Consider the following 16198-nt stretch of genomic DNA (forward strand, 5'->3'; position numbering starts at 1 on the left):
AGGACTACGGCCGGCGGGCGCCCGGCGCGGGGAGGGGGTCCGCGCCGGGCGTCGCTCAGGTCAGAAGACCAGGCCGGCGCGGAAGCCGGCGGCCACCGCGTGGGCCCGGTCGCGTGCGCCGAGCTTGCGGAACAGCCGCCGGGCGTGGGTCTTGACGGTGTCCTCGGAGACGAACAGGTCGCGGCCGATCTCGGCGTTGCTCTGGCCGTCGGCCATGCCGCGCAGCACCTGCAGCTCGCGCTCGGTCAGCGTGACCGAACGCGCCGGGCGCACCACGCCGCCGGGCGGCGCCTCCCCCGGCAGGTCGCCGCGCTGAGCGGGCACCACCGCGGACGGTCCCGCGCCGGGGCTGCGGTTGGCGTACGGCACCGACATGCCCGGTCCCGCCGGAGGCATGGGCCGGCCGGGCCCGGCGGGCGCGCGGGACGCGCCTGCCATCACGCCGCTGACCGCGGGCCGCACGGCGTCGGCGGTCCGCGCGGCGGGCCTGCTGACCAGCAGCAGCGCCTTGGCGGCGGTGCTCACCGGATCGGGGTCGGTCCCGCCGATGAGCCCTCTGGCCCCGGCCCGGATGGCGGCCTGCGCGGCGGCGGGCTCCTCCGGGCCGAACAGCACCAGCTGGGCGTGTGGCACCGCGGTCATCACCTTTCGGGTGAATCCCACGGTATCGGGCCGAGTGAGCGCGGTGTCGGCCAGCACGATCCCGGCCGGGAACGCGGCAAGCTGCGCGATCGCCTCGGCGGCACTGGTCACGGTACGCACTCCAGCGGCCACGCCCAGCCGCTCGGCACACGAGGCGATGGTCGCGGCCGCAGCGGCGGTGCGGACGCATACGAGAACGGTCTGCACGGTGATCCCCCTCTCTCCTGCGAAGAAGACCACGAGACACCCAGATCATTACGCACTTTCCGGGGATTCCGTCGAAATCTCGGTCCAGCACTACCTGATCATCCACTGGATGGCGACAAGTGGACGTACGCGGAGTAACGTGCTGACGTTGCCTAAATCTCTTCGCTTGAACTCAAGCCTCCCATCCCCTAGGAGGTCAGATGGCTCACTTCCGCAGACTTCCCGGTCCGATAGCCGACGTTTGGGACTGGCAGCATCACGGCGCGTGCAAAGGCCGTGACAGCTTGCAGTTCTTCCACCCCGATGGTGAAAGAGGCTCATCTCGGGGACGCCGTGAAAGCGCGGCGAAACAGGTATGCGAACGCTGCCCGGTGCGGTCCGAATGCGCCGCGCATGCGCTTACCACCCGCGAGCCGTACGGCGTATGGGGTGGGTTCACCGAGAACGAGCGGCACCAGTTGTTGCAACTGGGCTGGCGCGAATGCGCCGACCGGCGCGGCGAGCGCGTCGACGTGCAACGGCTCGAAGCTCGGCTCTCCGAGGACGTCAGCGCACCTGCACGCTGATCGTGTGCCAGCCGGTCGCCCCGTCCGGGGCGGGATCGGCGCGGGCCTCCGTCTGGACCTGACCACTGGTGTCCGCCGCGCGCACGGCGAGCGTGTGCTCGCCCGGCGCGGCGTCCCAGCGGAACGTCCACTGCCGCCACGTGTCCGGTGACACGGTCCCGGCCAGGTCGGCGGGCTGCCACGGGCCGTCGTCGACGCGTACCTCCACCGCGGTGACCCCGCGGTGCTGGGCCCACGCGACCCCGGCCACGGTGACCGTGCCCGCGGTGACCGTGCCGCCCTCGCGCGGGGTGTCGATCCGGGACTCGGTCTTGATCGGCCCCTGCGCGGACCAGCCCCGGCGCACCCAGTACGCGTCGAAGTCGGCGAAGGAGCTCAGCTCCAGCTCGGTCACCCACTTGGTGGCGCTGACGTAGCCGTACAGGCCGGGGACCACCATGCGCACCGGGAAGCCGTGCTCGACCGGCAGCGGCTCGCCGTTCATCGCGACGGCGAGCATCGCGTCGCGCCCGTCGCGCAGCAGCGCGGTCGGCGTGCCGCAGTTCCAGCCGTCCACCGACCGGCTGACCACCTGGTCCGCGCCGTCCAGCGGACCCGCCTCGTCGAGCAGGTCCTTCAGCGGCACGCCGAGCCAGCGGGCATTGCCGATCAGGTCGCCGCCGACCTCGTTGGAGACGCAGGCCAGCGTCACGTACCGCTCGATCATGGGCCGGGCCAGCAGCTGCTCGAAGTTCAGCGTGATCGGCCGGGCCACCCGGCCATGGATGCGCAACTGCCACGTGGCCGGATCGACCTGCGGCACGACCAGCGCCGTGTCGATGCGGTAGAAGTCGCCGTTCGGCGTCACGTACTCGGACAGGCCCGCGACCGGCGGGTCCACCGTGCCGGGCAGGGCGGGCGCGGGGCTGGCCGGCTGCGGCAGGGCGACCGCCGCCCGAGCCTGCTGCACGTCCTTGCGGGCGGCCAGCGAGCGCCCGACGAAGCCGGCCACCGCCGCCGCCCCGATCCCGGCCACGCTCAGCCGCAGGAAGCGCCGCCGCCCCGCCGCGCGGGAGACCGCGGTCGCCGGGCTGTCCGGCAGGTCCTCGGTGCGGGCGGCCACGTCCAGCAGCGCGCCCAGCACACCCACCGCGGCGGCCGCGCCGACGGCGGCGGGCAGGAACGCGACAACCCCCGCGTTCGGGCGGGTCAGCGCCGCCGCGACCCCGATCAGGCCGAACAACCCGATCCCGGCCACACCCCAGCGGAAGTCCCGCCGCGCCGCCAGGCCCACCAGCGCGGCGAACACCACCAGCAGCAGCGACGTGCCGACAAGCAGAGCGATCTTGTCGTACACCCCGAAGACGCTGATCGCCGCGGCCTTGACCGGCTCGGGCACCAGGTCGATCACCGCACCGCCGACCGCGATCAGCGGCGCGCTGCGCGGCCCCGTCCACACCGCGACCAGCTCGCCCAGCCCCACCGCCACCGCGGCCGAGACCACGCCCGCGACCATCGCCCGTCCACGACTCACCACGCCCGCCAGTCTGCCCCGCATCACCCCGTCACGGCACGACCCGACGCCTTACCGTTCCCTTACCGCCGCCTACCCTGCATCCGCCTCGCCACAACGGGCCGCCCACCTCGCCGCCCCGCGGCCCCACGGCGGGGACGTCCTCGCCGCCCTGCAGTTTCCTTGAAAGTGCAGCCTGTTGCGGCCGCACCGGCCGCGGGAGCGGGCGCCGGATCACTGGAGCGGTTGGATGGGGATGTCGACGGCGATGTTGGGCGGTGCGTCGAAGCTGCCGTGGATGACGCTGAAGGACAGGCGCACCGAGTCGACGTGCGGGCCGAGCACGCCGTCGAAGACGATGACGCCGGTCGCCTCGCCGCCCGCGGGCACGGTCTCCGGCCAGGTGCTCGCGCCCGGGTCCGGCAGCAGCGTCTCGCCCGCGGCGGTGAGCTGGGCCCGGCCGAACGTCGGCAGCGTGAGCGCGTCGCCGCCGGTGTTCTCGCCCCGAATCTTGACCTTGGTGGCCTGGCTGGTGACCTCGACGCTCAGCACGGTGATGGTCAGCGGACCACCGGTCTCGGAGACCTCCGACGCCAGCCGTTCCTGGCCCGTCTCGTTGCGCTTGTTGATCCACGGCGGGGTGGCGAACTCGCTCAACTTCTGCACCCCGGCCTGTACCGCTGTGGTGGCCAGGTAACCGCCACCCGCGCACAGCCCGAGCAGCAGGATCGCGGTGAGCACCAGCCCGGCCCCGCCCCGCCGCGGCGGCGCACCGGTCGGCCGGGCGCTGCCTGGGCCGCCCGGGTATGGCGCGCTTCCGCCCGCCGGGTAAGGCGCGGCGTGGCCGCCCGGGTAGGCCGTGCTGCCGCCGGGAACGCCCTGACCTGCGGGATAGGCGGAGCCACTGCCGCCCGCGTGGCCGGGGGGCACCGCGTAGCCGCTCGGCGGGATCGCGCCCGGCCCCGCGCCGGCCGGTTCGGCGGTCGCGTTGCGGGAGTTGCCGCTCTTGGCCAGGTCGATCAGGCCGAGCAGCAGCGCCACGACCAGGCCGACGCCGCCGGAGATGGCCAGCGCCTTGGCCTTGCTCACCTCGGCCGCGGTCAGGTAGTCGGTCAGGCCGGTGCCCAGCGTCGCGACCAGGTAGGCCAGGCCCACCAGGCCGAAGTACCGCACCAAGCCGCGACCGGTCATGCGAGGACACTATCGACCGTGGTGCATGCCACAAAGGACGGAAAGGCGACAGCGGGCCCCGGCCGACGCCGGGACCCGCTGTCGAGGTCAGCCGCTCAGGCTCAGAAGCCCGGGCCGTGCTGGTGGCCGTGGCCGTGCGAGTGGCCGTGGCCGCCGTTGCCCGCGGGCTCGGCCTTGGCCGGCTTCTCGACCACCAGGGACTCGGTGGTGAGCAGCAGGCCCGCGATCGACGCGGCGTTGATGGCCGCGTTGCGGGTCACCTTCACCGGGTCGACGATGCCGGACTTGACCAGGTCGACGAACTCGCCCTTGGCCGCGTCGAGGCCGGTGCCCCAGTCGCTGCCCTGGACCTTCTGCACGATGACGTAGCCGTCGTGGCCGGCGTTCTGGGCGATCCAGCGCAGCGGCTCGACCAGCGCCTTGCGCACGATCGAGACACCGACCTTCTCCTCGCCGGTGAAGCCGAGGTCGTCGTCGAGCACGCTGACGATCTGCGCGAGCGCCGCGCCGCCGCCGGGCACGATGCCCTCCTCGACCGCCGCGCGGGTGGCCGCGATGGCGTCCTCGATGCGGTGCTTGCGCTCCTTCATCTCGACCTCGGTCGCGGCGCCGACCTTGATGACGGCGATGCCGCCGGACAGCTTGGCCAGGCGCTCGCCCAGCTTCTCCTTGTCCCAGTCGGAGTCCGAGGCCTCGATCTCCTTGCGGATCTGCGAGACCCGCGCGTTGACCTCGTCCTGCGACCCGGCACCGTCCACGATCGTGGTGGTGTCCTTGGTGATGACGGCACGGCGCGCCTGGCCGAGCTGCTCCAGGGTCACGCCGTCGAGCTTGTAGCCCAGCTCGGGGGCGATCAGCTCGCCGCCGGTGAGCACGGCGAGGTCCTGCAGCATCGCCTTGCGGCGGTCGCCGAAGCCGGGGGCCTTCACCGCGGCGACCTTGACGGTCTTGCGGATCGAGTTCACCACGAGGGTGCTCAGCGCCTGGCCGTCGACGTCCTCGGCCACGATCAGCAGCGGCTTGCTGGTCTGGAGAACCTTCTCCAGCAGCGGCAGCAGCTCCTCGATCGAGGAGATCTTGCTGGTGGTGATGAGGATGTACGGGTCGTCCAGCACCGCCTCGCCCGACTCGGGGTCGGTGACGAAGTGCGGCGAGATGAAGCCCTTGTCGAACTGCATGCCCTCGGTGATGTCGAGCTCGGTGGTCATCGTCGAGCCCTCTTCGACGGTGATGACACCGTCCCGGCCGACCTTGTCCATCGCCTCGGCGATCAGCTCACCGATGGTGGAGTCCTGCGCCGAGATCGTCGCGACCTGCGCGATGTCCGACTTGTCGGCCACCGGGGTGGCCTTGGCCAGCAGCGCGTCGCTGACCTTGGTGACGGCCGCGTCGATGCCGCGCTTGAGACCGGCCGGGTTGGTGCCCGCGGTCACGTTGCGCAGTCCCTCGCGGACCATCGCCTGGGCCAGCACGGTGGCCGTGGTGGTGCCGTCGCCCGCGACGTCGTTCGTCTTGGTCGCCACCTCCTTGACCAGCTGCGCGCCCAGGTTCTCGTACGGGCTCGACAGCTCGATCTCCTTGGCGATGGTCACGCCGTCGTTGGTGATCGTGGGCGCGCCGAACTTCTTGTCGAGCACCACGTTGCGGCCCTTCGGGCCGAGCGTGACCTTGACGGCGTCGGCGAGCGCGTTGACACCGTGCTCCAGCAGGTGCCGCGCGTCGTCGGAGAAGCTAAGGATCTTAGGCATCAATCGTCTCCCTTAAACGTCACGATGCCCCGGCTCACCCTCGCGGGCGGGCCGGGGCATCGCACGGATCACTTCTCGACGACCGCGAGGACGTCGCGGGCGGAGAGCAGCAGGTACTCCTCGCCGGCGTACTTGACCTCGGTGCCGCCGTACTTCGAGTAGATGACCTTGTCACCCACCTTGACGTCGACCGGGATGCGGTTGCCCTTGTCGTCGACGCGGCCGGGACCGACAGCCAGGACGGTGCCCTCCTGCGGCTTCTCCTTGGCGGTGTCGGGGATCACGAGGCCCGACGCGGTGGTGGTCTCAGCCTCGTTCGCCTGGACCAGGATCCGGTCCTCGAGCGGCTTGATCGCAACCTTCGTCGCGGTAGTCACGAGCATACCCTCCTGGGGTATAGCCCCGGGTTCTCGCGGCACGAGCCCCGGGTGTTGTCTTCTGGTCAAGTCTTCGCCCGAGCGCTGCCGTCGTCGCGGGTGTCGGCCTCGCCGGGCGGGTCATGCGTTAGCACTCTGCAGGGCAGGGTGCTAACTCCGAACATTATGCCGCGTCTAGCACTCAGTCAAGGAGAGTGCCAGCCGCCACTCGGTGAATTATCCGATTCACCAGGTGTCCAGCGCTCACCGGGGCGTGTCGCCGGGTCACTGTGACGTTCCCTGCCGCCACGAGCGGCGGGCGCGGCGAGCGCCGTCGGCCGCGACGCAGCCAGCACGGTCGCGCTGCGAGAATGGGGCCGTGGATCTCGATCAGCTGGCGCTGCTGCGTACCCCCGAAGGTGTCGCGGCGCTGGACCTGGCAGGTCAGCTGGCCGGGACCGACGAGCTGGCCGCCGCGTCGGCGCTGCGGGCCCGGGGCGTGCCGCCGGGCCTGGCCGCCGCCGCCCTCACCCAGGTCGCGCTGCGCGGCCGGGCCGCGGCCAAGTTCGGCGCGGACGCCGGGCGCGTCTTCCTCACCCGCGCGGGCCTGGAGCAGGCCACCCGCGAGATCGTCGCGGTACGCCGCGCGGCCCGCCTGCGCGCCGCCGGTGTCGCGGCCCTGGCCGACCTGGGCTGCGGCCTCGGCGCCGACCTGCGGGCCGTCGCCGCCACCGGCATCCGGGCGTACGGCGTCGACGCCGACCCGCTGACCGCCGCCTGCGCCGCGCTCAACGCCCCCGACGCGACCGTGACCTGCGGCGACGCCCAGGACTTCGACCTGAGCCTGGTCGACGCCGTGTTCTGCGACCCGGCCCGCCGCAGCGGCGGCCGCCGCGTGTTCCGCCCCGAGGACTACTCCCCACCCTGGGACTGGGTGGTCTCCCTCCCGCAGCGGATCCCGCACACGGTGCTCAAACTCGCCCCCGGCATCGACCAAGCACTACTGCCCGCGGGCTGCGAACTGGAACTGGTCTCCGTCGACGGCGACGTGGTCGAGGCCGCCGCCTGGTGCGGCCCGCTCGCGACCACGCCGCGCCGCGCGACCGTCTTCCGCGCCGGCGTCCCGCACGAGCTCACCGGCACCGGCGAGCAGTCCGCCCCGGTCGCCCCGCCCGGCCGCTACGTCACCGACCCCGACGGCGCCGTCGTCCGCGCCCACCTCGTCGCCGAGTTCGCCGCTGCCCACGACGGCTGGCTCGCCGACCCCAACATCGCCTACATCTGGTCCGACACCCCCATCGCCGCCCCCTTCGGCCGCTGCTTCACCGTCGACGAGGTCCTCCCCTTCTCCCTCAAACGCCTGCGCGCCACCCTCCGCGACCGCGGCGTCGGCCGACTGGAGATCCTCAAACGCGGCAGCGCCCTCGACGTCGAACAACTCCGCCGCGACCTCCGCCTCGCCGGCCCCAACCCCGCCTCCCTCCTCCTCACCCGCACCGCCACCACCCCCCTCGCCATCCTCGCCACCCCTTTCGAGCGTTGATCATGAACTTATGGCACGGTTCGGCGGCGTTTCGTGTCCAGAAGTCCCTGATCGATTCCGCCGCCCGCCACGGCGGTAGCATCGCGGCGTGGCCAGCCAGGGGACTCCCGCGACAGCACTGCTGACGAAGCAGAAGGTGAAGCACACGCTGCACACGTACGAGGTCTCGCCCGACTCCCCGAACTACGGCGCGCTGGTCGCCGACGCGATCGGGGCCGACCCGGCGCGCGTGTTCAAGACGCTGGTCACCGAGGTCGACGGCGCGCTCACCGTGGCCGTGGTGCCGGTGACCGGCGAGATCGACCTCAAGGCGCTCGCGGCGGCGGCCGGCGGCAAGAAGGCCGCGATGGCCGACCGCGACCTCGCCGAGAAGACCACCGGGTACGTCCGCGGCGGCATCAGCCCCCTCGGCCAGCGCAAACGCCTGCCTACGGTGATCGACCAGTCGGCGCTGGACGGCGACCTGATCTACGTCTCCGCCGGCAAGCGCGGTCTGCAACTCCGGCTCGCCCCAGCCGACCTGGTCCGCCTGACCTCCGCGACGCTGGCCGCCATCGCCCGCGCCTGACCCGCCCCAGGGCGGCCTACCCACGGCCGACTCCCAGCCGACCGATACCCGCCGCTTCCTTTCATGATCTGTTTTTGTGGACGCCCGGTGCCCCCATAGGGGCGTCCAGCGTCCACAAAAACGGATCTCCAAGCGGCAACCCACCCATATGTCCGCTTCGCCGCGACCGACACGCACCACTTGGCGCAACCGCTCGCCACACGACGCCAGACGATCCGGCTACCGGCTACCGCCCGAAGGCCCATCAGCGCACGCTCCGCACCCGCCGGCCCGCCACCACCAAGATCACGTTGATCTTGCGTGAACGGTTGTCCAATTGCCGGGATTGAGTGTGTCGTACCCACTGTTCGCGCAAGATCGGCGCGGCGGGAAAGAGCAGCGAGCGGGTGGGTTACGGGGACGTTGCTGAATTGTTATTGCCAACAACAAACCTTGGGCTTGCGCGTTTGCATTTGTTGCGCATACGTTGTCGCACACAACAAAACCCCGTGTGACCGGCCTCACGCACTGATGAACGCTGTTGGACTCGCCTGGTCCCGGAACCCGGCGGGGCCGCCCGCACCACCTGAATACACACCCCTGAATCCGAGAGGATTTGAGCAACGATGCGCAAAGGGATCCTGGCTGTAGCCATGACCGGCCTGATGGCCGTCACCGGCTTGGCCGCCTGTGCGGAAGACGCCCAGCCCGCCGACTCGAAGACGCCCTTCGTCGGCGTCATCCTGCCGGACAGCAAGTCCTCGGCCCGCTGGGAGACCGCGGACCGCAAGTACCTGGAGGAGGCCTTCAAGGCCGCCAACGTCAAGTACGACATCCAGAACGCCCAGGGTGACAAGACCCAGTTCCAGAGCATCGCGGACCAGATGATCACCAAGGGCGTCACCGTCCTGGTCATCGTCAACCTCGACTCCGGCACCGGCAAGGCCGTGCTGGACAAGGCTGCGGCGCAGGGCATCCCGACCATCGACTACGACCGGCTCACGCTGGGCGGCAACGCGAAGTACTACGTGTCCTTCGACAACGTCGCGGTCGGTCGCCTGCAGGGTGAGGGCCTGGTCAAGTGCCTCACCGAGAAGGGCGCCAAGAACCCGGCCATCGCGCAGCTGAACGGCTCGCCGACCGACAACAACGCGACCCTCTTCAAGGAGGGCGGCGTGTCGGTGCTGAAGCCGAAGTACGACGCCAAGGAGTACACCCTCGTCGATGACCAGGCCGTGCCGGACTGGGACAACGCGCAGGGCGGCGTTCTCTTCGAGCAGATGCTGACCAAGGCCAACGGCAAGATCGACGGCGTGCTCGCCGCGAACGACGGCCTGGGCAACGCGGCGATCTCGATCCTGAAGAAGAACAAGCTCAACGGCAAGGTCCCGGTCACCGGCCAGGACGCGACCGTGCAGGGCCTGCAGAACATCCTCCTCGGCGACCAGTGCATGACCGTGTACAAGGCCGTGAAGAAGGAGGCCACCGCGACCGCCGAGCTGGCGATCGCCCTGGCCAAGGGTGAGACCAAGTCCGTCTCGCAGACCACCAAGGACTCCGAGACCGGCAAGGACGTGCCCTCGGTCCTGCTGGAGCCGCAGGCGATCTACTTCGCGAACGTGAAGGACGTCGTCACCGACGGCTACGTCACCAAGGCAGAGCTGTGCACCGCCGACTTCGCGGCCAAGTGCACCGAGGCCGGCATCAGCTGACCTGATTGATCGACCGGAATGTGGTCCCTGGGGGTCGCAAGGCACCCAGGGACCACGTCTGTGGAACAGGCAGTAACCCCTCGAACGGAGCGCCCTGATGGGAACCCCTCTACTCGAACTGCGTGGAATCAACAAGAGCTTCGGCCCGGTGCAGGTGCTGCGGGACGTCGCCTTCCAGGTTCACCCAGGCGAGGTAACCGCACTCGTCGGCGACAACGGCGCCGGCAAGTCAACGCTGGTCAAGTGCATCGGCGGGATCTACCCCATCGACTCAGGCGAATACCTGATGGAGGGTAAGCAGGTCCACGTCCACAACCCCCGCGACGCCGCCAGCCACGGCGTCGAGATCGTGTACCAGGATCTCGCGCTCTGCGACAACCTGGACATCGTCCAGAACATGTTCCTGGGCCGCGAGAAGAAGAGCGGCATGATCCTCGACGAGCCGACGATGGAGCAGCTCGCCCAGCAGACCCTGGCCGGCCTGTCGGTGCGTACCGTCAAGTCGGTCCGCCAGCAGGTGTCCAGCCTCTCCGGCGGCCAGCGGCAGACCGTGGCGATCGCCAAGGCCGTGCTCTGGAACAGCAAGCTGGTCATCCTCGACGAGCCCACCGCCGCCCTCGGCGTGGCCCAGACCCAGCAGGTGCTGGAACTGGTCCGCCGCCTGGCTGACAACGGTCTGGCCGTTGTGCTGATCTCCCACAACATGAACGACGTGTTCGCTGTCTCCGACCGGATCGCCGCGCTGTACCTGGGACGGATGGCGGCCCAGGTCAAGACGTCGGATGTCACCCACTCGCAGGTGGTCGAGCTGATCACCTCCGGCCGCAGCGGCCAGCTGGGCCTCGTCGAGGAAGGAGCCGCAGCGTGAGCGCGACCACCACGAATTCGTACGAGGCGGCCAAGGTCGCCACCCCGGCCAAGGACGACGGCGGCCTCTGGGGCTACCTGCGCGGCTACGGGCAGCGGGTCCGCAGCGGCGACATGGGCGCGCTGCCGGCGGTGCTCGGCATCATCGTGCTGACGATCGTCTTCTCGGCCGCCCGGCCGTCCTTCCTCACCCCGCTGAACTTCGCCAACCTGCTGACGCAGGCCGGGCCCATCGTCGTGCTCGGCATGGGCCTGGTCTTCGTGCTGCTGCTCGGCGAGATCGACCTCAGCGCCGGTTTCGCGTCGGGCGTCTGCGCCGCGGTGCTCGCGATCATGCTGACCACGAACGGCTACCCCTGGTACGTCGGCGTGGCCGCGGCGGTCGTCACCGGTGTCGTGATCGGCCTGCTGCTGGGCTTCCTGGTGGCGAAGGTCGGCATCCCCTCCTTCGTGGTCACCCTCGCAGGCTTCCTGGCCTTCCAGGGCACCGTGCTGTGGCTGCTCAAGGAGGGCACCAACATCTCGGTCCGCGACGAGATCATCATCTCGCTGGAGAACGAGTACATGCCGCCGATGGTCGGCTGGGCGCTGGGCGCGCTGACCGTGCTCGGTTTCGCCGCCACGCAGCTGATCCAGCAGCGCAACCGCCGCCGCCGCGGGCTGCCCGCGATGCTGTGGCAGGTCGTCGCCTTCCGGGTGATCGGCCTGGCGGTGCTGGTGGGCGTCGCGGTCGCCGTGCTGAACGAGGAGCGCAGCCGCAACCCGCTGTTCTCGCTCAAGGGCGTGCCGATCGTGGTGCCCGTGATCGGAGTGCTCCTGCTGGTGTGGACGTTCGTGCTGCGCCGCACCGCCTTCGGCCGCCACATCTACGCCGTCGGCGGCAACCGCGAGGCGGCCCGCCGGGCCGGTATCGCCGTGGACCGCATCCGCATCTCCGCGTTCGTCATCTGCTCCGCGATGGCGGCCGTCAGCGGCATCCTGGCGGCCAGCATGGCGCGCTCCGTGGACCCGAACACCGGCGGCTCGAACGTGCTGCTGTACGGCGTCGCGGCGGCGGTCATCGGCGGCACCAGCCTCTTCGGCGGCAAGGGCCGCGTCCTGGACGCGGTGCTCGGCGGCCTGGTGATCACGATGATCATCAACGGCATGGGCCTGGTCGGCTGGAGCTCGGCGTACAAGTACGTCGCCACCGGCATCGTGCTCCTGCTGGCGGCGAGCGTGGACGCCTTCTCGCGCCGGCGCGCGGCCGCGAGCAGCTGACCGACGTACGCCTGTTTACGGGAGAATCATGCGAGCGGGACCGAGCCAGGAGGAGATCCGGCGGCAGAACCTCGGCGCGTTGCTGCGGTTCGTGCACGTGCGCGGCTCTATCTCCCGTGCCGAGCTCACCTCCGAACTCGGTCTCAACCGCTCCACCATCGGCGCTCTCACCGCTGACCTGGCCGCTGTCGGCCTGGTCAGCGAGGAGGCGCCGCGCGAGACCGGCCGGGCCGGCCGGCCGTCACTGGTGGTGCGCCCGTCCTCGGACCTGGTCTACGCCTACGCCGCGAGCGTGGAGGTGGACCGGATCCGGGTGGCGCGGGTCGGGCTGGGCGGCGTCATCCTGGATCAGCGGGAGGCGCCGCGCCCGCGCGGCGAGGCCATCGAGGCGGTACGTCCCGTGGCCGACTTCGTCGCGCAGATGGCCGAGCAGGTCAAGCCGCAGGCCCGGTGCATCGGGGCCGGCATCGCCGTGTGCGGGCTGGTCCGCCGCGAGGACGGCCTGGTCCGGCTCGGGCCGCACCTGGGCTGGCTGGACGAGCCGCTCGGGCACGCCCTGCAGGACCGGCTGCCGGACCTGCTGCCGCAGGTCGCCGTCGGCAACGTGGCGGACCTGTGCGCGCTGGCCGAGCACACCCGCGGGGTCGCCGTGGGCTGCGACAACATCATCTACATGTACGGCGACGTCGGCGTCGGCGCGGGCATCATCGCCGGCGGTCGCCGGGTCACCGGGCACGGCGGCTACGGCGGCGAGGTCGGCCACATGGTCGTCAATCCGCACGGCCGCGCCTGCGGTTGCGGCTCCCGCGGCTGCTGGGAGACCGAGATCGGCGAGCACGCGCTGCTGCACGCCGCGGGCCGCGACACCGCCCAGGGCGCGGAGGCGGTGCTGGCCGTAGTCGAGGCCGCCGCGCGCGGGGACGCCACCGCCCAGGTCGCCGTGCGCCAGGTCGGCGACTGGCTCGGCTTCGGCGTGGCGAACCTGGTCAACATCTTCAACCCGGAGCTGGTCATCTTCGGCGGCACGCTGCGCGACGTGTACCTGGCCGCGGCGGCGCAGGTGCGCAGCCGCCTGAACAGCATCGGCCTGCCCGCCACCCGCGAGCACGTCCGCCTGCGCACACCCAAGCTGGGCGGCGACGCGGCCCTGCTGGGCGCTGCGGAACTCGCCTTCGAGCAGCTGCTCGCCGACCCGCTGGGCTGATTGCCGACACCGACCCGCCAGGGTGAATACCGGCCGGTAGCCCAAACCATCCAGCACAATGGATGGTCGTGCCGGCCCCTTTCCCGCCCCGCCGCCTGCCCGGCCTCGCCGACGTGCCGCACGCGATCCCGTACCAGGGCAGCAAGCGGCAGCTCGCGCACGCGATCGTGCCGCTGCTGGCGCCGGACACCGCGCGCCTGCTGGAGCCGTTCGCCGGGTCGGCCGCCGTCGCCATCGCCGCCCGGCACCTGCGCATCGGCGAGACCGCCGAGATCAGCGACGTGAACGAGCCGCTGATGCGGCTGTGGCAGCGGGTGCTGGCCGAGCCGGTGGCGCTCGCCGACGACTACGAGCGGCTGTGGCACGAGCAGCTCACCGACCCGAGGGCGTACTACGACGCGGTGCGCACCCGCTTCAACGAGACCCACGAGCCGCACTGCCTGCTCTACCTGCTCGCCCGCTGCGTCAAGGCGGCGGTGCGCTACAACCGCGAGGGCGGCTTCAACCAGGGTCCGGACCGGCGGCGGCTGGGCGCGCGGCCCGCCGCGATGCGGGCCCGGCTGACCGCGACCGCCCGTGTGCTGGTCGGCTGCCGCGCGTACGCCGCCGACTACGCCGACGTGCTCGCCCAGGCCGGACCCGGCGACGTGGTCTACCTCGACCCGCCGTACGAGGGCGTGAGCCGGGCCCGGGACCACCGGTACATGGCCGGGATGCCGCGCGAGGCGTTCGTGGCACGGCTGCGCGAGGCGGTCGGCCGGGGCACCTCGTTCCTGCTGTCGTACGACGGGTTGTCCCGCGACCCCGCTGCGGGCGAGCGCAGCTACGGCGAGCCGCTGCCCGCCGACCTGGACCTGCTGCACCTGCACCTGGACGCGGGCACGTCGTCGCAGGGCACGCTCAACGGCCGGCCCGCCCGCACGATCGAGTCGCTGTACCTCTCCCCGGCCCTGGTCACCCGCCTCGGTGGCCCGGAGGCCGTACACGCCGCGCTGACCGGTGTGCCGGCACCGCCTCCCGACCTGTTAGACGTTGGCCTATCTCATCGAAAATCCGGCGCTCGGATTCGATGAGATAGGCCAACGTCGATGACAAGCGGGGCAGGCGGTCAGGACTGCCAGGAGCGCCAGAGAGCGGCGTAGGAACCGTCGGCGGCCACCAGTTCGTCGTGCGAGCCCAGCTCCGCGATCCGCCCGTCCTCGACCACCGCGACCCGGTCCGCGTCGTGCGCCGAGAACAGCCGGTGCGCGATCGCGATCACGGTCCGCCCGTCGAGCACCGCCGCCAGCGACCGCTCCAGGTGCCGGGCCGCCCGCGGGTCGATCAGCGACGTCGCCTCGTCCAGCACCAGCGTGTGCGGGTCGGCCAGCACCAGCCGGGCCAGCGCGAGCTGCTGCGCCTGCGCGGGCGAGACCTCGTGCCGCCCGCCGCCGACCTCGGTGGACAGGCCATCGGGCAGCTCGTCCACCCAGTCCAGCGCGTCCACGGCGGCCAGCGCCTCGCGCAGCCGCTCCTCGGACGCGTCCGGCCGGGCCAGCGCCAGGTTGTCGCGCAGCGTACCCACGAAGACGTGGTGCTCCTGGGTGACCAGCGCGACGTGCCCGCGCAGCTCCTCCAGCGGCAGCTCGACCAGCGGCGCGCCGCCGACGGCGACGGTGCCGGTGCGCGGGCCGTCGATGCCCGCCAGCAGCCGGCCCAGGGTCGACTTGCCCGCGCCGGACGGACCGACCATGGCCAGCCGCTCGCCGGGCGCGATGGACAGGTCGACGCCGTGCAGCACGTCCCGCCCCTCGGTGTACGCGTAGCGCACGTCCGTCGCGGTCAGCCGCTCCGAGTCGGGACGCGCGCCGGTGACCTCGCGGTCGTCGCCGATCTCGGCCACGCCAAGCAGCCGGGCCAGCGACGTCGCGCCGACCTGCAGCTCGTCGGCCCAGCCGAGCAGGCGGTCGATGGGCTCGATCAGCTGCTGCACGTAGAACACCGCGGTGACGACGACCGCCAGCGGCACCCAGCCCTGGATGTAGAACCAGCCGCCGAGGAACAGGGTGGCCGCCACCGGCAAGGTGAAGCCCAGGTCGACGAACGGCCAGAAGAACGTGCGCAGCCGCAGCGTGCCCCGCTCGGCCCGGTACTGCTCGCGCAGGTCGTGGTCGGTGCGGCCGATCCGGCGCGCGCCGGTGCGCAGTGCTTCGGTCGTGCGTGCGCCGTCGAAGGTCTCCGTGAGCCCGTCGATGACCTCGGAGGAGGCGGCGTTCTCGCGCAGGTAGGCCTTCGGCGCGCGGCGCAGGTACCAGCGGGCGCTGCCGATGATGATCGGCGCGCCGACCAGGCAGGGCAGCGCCATCAGCGGGGACAGCCAGACCAGTGCGGCGGCCGTCAGGATGAGCGTGACCAGGGCGATCAGCGTCTCCGGTACGCCGCGGCGCATGCTGTGCGACAGCTGCGCGACATCCCGGCTGGTACGGGTGACCAGGTCGCCGGTGCCCGCCCGCTCCACGGTCGACAGCGGGATGGCGAGCACCCGGTCGACGAACTCCTCACGCAGCTCGGCCAGCACCCGCTCGCCCAGCGTCGCCGACGAGAACGCCGCGAACCTGGTCAGCACCGCCTGCACCAGCACGAACGTCACCAGTCCGAGCGCGATGCCGTCGACCCCGGACACCGTCATGCCGTGCTGGATCCCGCCGATCAGCTTGCCCAGCAGGTACGGCGTGACCAGCCCGGCGAGCGCGGCGAGCCCGTGCAGCAGCACCACCCGCGCGAGCGCGCCCGGGTGCCGTCCGAGCAGTTGCCGGGCATACCGGCGCACCGCGGCCGCATCCGCGACCGGCAGCTGAACCCTGCTCATGCCTTCTCCTCCTCG

At 71.6% G+C, this 16198-nt stretch carries 14 protein-coding genes; 8 read left to right on the forward strand and 6 right to left on the reverse strand.

What is annotated here, in order from left to right; genetic code table 11:
• Nucleotides 1-60: 60 nt before the first annotated feature.
• Complete coding sequence (locus ACFQO7_RS33750; RefSeq protein ID WP_360539546.1) at nt 61-849, reverse strand: helix-turn-helix transcriptional regulator; 789 nt, start codon at nt 847-849, stop codon at nt 61-63.
• Between the two features lie 200 nt (nt 850-1049).
• On the opposite strand from ACFQO7_RS33750, the gene ACFQO7_RS33755 reads away from it, so the two are divergent.
• Entirely contained in the window at nt 1050-1415 is a 366-nt protein-coding gene (locus tag ACFQO7_RS33755) for a WhiB family transcriptional regulator (protein WP_360539544.1), read from the forward strand.
• On the opposite strand, the gene ACFQO7_RS33760 is transcribed toward ACFQO7_RS33755, so the two are convergent.
• The 4 genes from ACFQO7_RS33760 to groES form a co-directional block, all read right to left on the reverse strand.
• Nucleotides 1396-2952, reverse strand: a complete 1557-nt coding sequence (locus ACFQO7_RS33760) for a molybdopterin-dependent oxidoreductase (protein WP_376810186.1) — start codon at nt 2950-2952, stop codon at nt 1396-1398. The genes ACFQO7_RS33755 and ACFQO7_RS33760 overlap by 20 nt on opposite strands.
• Before the next feature lie 189 nt (nt 2953-3141).
• Nucleotides 3142-4098: a ribosomal eL19 family protein gene (locus ACFQO7_RS33765; RefSeq protein WP_376810187.1), complete on the reverse strand. Its 957-nt coding sequence runs from the start codon at nt 4096-4098 to the stop codon at nt 3142-3144.
• A gap of 101 nt (nt 4099-4199) precedes the next feature.
• Nucleotides 4200-5846 (reverse strand): chaperonin GroEL, encoded by a 1647-nt coding sequence (groL, locus tag ACFQO7_RS33770; protein WP_376810188.1) that lies wholly within the window; start codon nt 5844-5846, stop codon nt 4200-4202.
• A gap of 68 nt (nt 5847-5914) precedes the next feature.
• Complete coding sequence (gene groES, locus ACFQO7_RS33775; protein ID WP_203692166.1) at nt 5915-6229, reverse strand: co-chaperone GroES; 315 nt, start codon at nt 6227-6229, stop codon at nt 5915-5917.
• A gap of 352 nt (nt 6230-6581) precedes the next feature.
• On the opposite strand from groES, the gene ACFQO7_RS33780 reads away from it, so the two are divergent.
• From ACFQO7_RS33780 to ACFQO7_RS33810, 7 genes are all read left to right on the forward strand, one after another.
• Nucleotides 6582-7745, forward strand: coding sequence for a class I SAM-dependent methyltransferase (locus tag ACFQO7_RS33780; protein WP_376810189.1), 1164 nt, complete (start codon nt 6582-6584; stop codon nt 7743-7745).
• A gap of 88 nt (nt 7746-7833) precedes the next feature.
• Complete coding sequence (gene ybaK, locus ACFQO7_RS33785) at nt 7834-8313, forward strand: Cys-tRNA(Pro) deacylase (protein WP_376810190.1); 480 nt, start codon at nt 7834-7836, stop codon at nt 8311-8313.
• A gap of 605 nt (nt 8314-8918) precedes the next feature.
• Complete coding sequence (locus ACFQO7_RS33790; protein WP_376810191.1) at nt 8919-10004, forward strand: sugar ABC transporter substrate-binding protein; 1086 nt, start codon at nt 8919-8921, stop codon at nt 10002-10004.
• 94 nt (nt 10005-10098) lie between these two features.
• On the forward strand, nt 10099-10872 hold the full coding sequence (locus ACFQO7_RS33795) for an ATP-binding cassette domain-containing protein (RefSeq protein WP_376810219.1): 774 nt from the start codon (nt 10099-10101) through the stop codon (nt 10870-10872).
• Complete coding sequence (locus tag ACFQO7_RS33800) at nt 10869-12131, forward strand: sugar ABC transporter permease (protein WP_376810192.1); 1263 nt, start codon at nt 10869-10871, stop codon at nt 12129-12131. The genes ACFQO7_RS33795 and ACFQO7_RS33800 overlap by 4 nt, the downstream gene beginning before the upstream one ends.
• A 28-nt stretch (nt 12132-12159) precedes the next feature.
• The gene (locus ACFQO7_RS33805) at nt 12160-13335 is read left to right on the forward strand and encodes an ROK family transcriptional regulator (protein WP_203692170.1); all 1176 of its coding nucleotides are present in this window, start codon (nt 12160-12162) and stop codon (nt 13333-13335) included.
• A gap of 68 nt (nt 13336-13403) precedes the next feature.
• Nucleotides 13404-14408, forward strand: a complete 1005-nt coding sequence (locus ACFQO7_RS33810) for a DNA adenine methylase (RefSeq protein WP_376810193.1) — start codon at nt 13404-13406, stop codon at nt 14406-14408.
• Nucleotides 14409-14443: 35 nt separating this feature from the next.
• Here the strand turns inward: ACFQO7_RS33810 and ACFQO7_RS33815 are convergent, their stop codons facing one another.
• Nucleotides 14444-16183, reverse strand: a complete 1740-nt coding sequence (locus tag ACFQO7_RS33815; RefSeq protein ID WP_376810194.1) for an ABC transporter ATP-binding protein — start codon at nt 16181-16183, stop codon at nt 14444-14446.
• Nucleotides 16184-16198 lie beyond the last annotated feature (15 nt).

This window comes from Catellatospora aurea, assembly GCF_042663325.1.
Lineage (GTDB): Bacteria > Actinomycetota > Actinomycetes > Mycobacteriales > Micromonosporaceae > Catellatospora > Catellatospora aurea.

Coding starts and splice junctions, on each gene's coding strand:
- groL (WP_376810188.1), bottom strand. CDS start 5,846: ATGCCTAAGATCCTTAGCTTCTCCGACGACGCGCGGCACCTGCTGGAG.
- groES (WP_203692166.1), bottom strand. CDS start 6,229: ATGCTCGTGACTACCGCGACGAAGGTTGCGATCAAGCCGCTCGAGGAC.
- ACFQO7_RS33760 (WP_376810186.1), bottom strand. CDS start 2,952: ATGCGGGGCAGACTGGCGGGCGTGGTGAGTCGTGGACGGGCGATGGTC.
- ACFQO7_RS33805 (WP_203692170.1), top strand. CDS start 12,160: ATGCGAGCGGGACCGAGCCAGGAGGAGATCCGGCGGCAGAACCTCGGC.
- ACFQO7_RS33815 (WP_376810194.1), bottom strand. CDS start 16,183: ATGAGCAGGGTTCAGCTGCCGGTCGCGGATGCGGCCGCGGTGCGCCGG.
- ACFQO7_RS33790 (WP_376810191.1), top strand. CDS start 8,919: ATGCGCAAAGGGATCCTGGCTGTAGCCATGACCGGCCTGATGGCCGTC.
- ACFQO7_RS33765 (WP_376810187.1), bottom strand. CDS start 4,098: ATGACCGGTCGCGGCTTGGTGCGGTACTTCGGCCTGGTGGGCCTGGCC.
- ACFQO7_RS33755 (WP_360539544.1), top strand. CDS start 1,050: ATGGCTCACTTCCGCAGACTTCCCGGTCCGATAGCCGACGTTTGGGAC.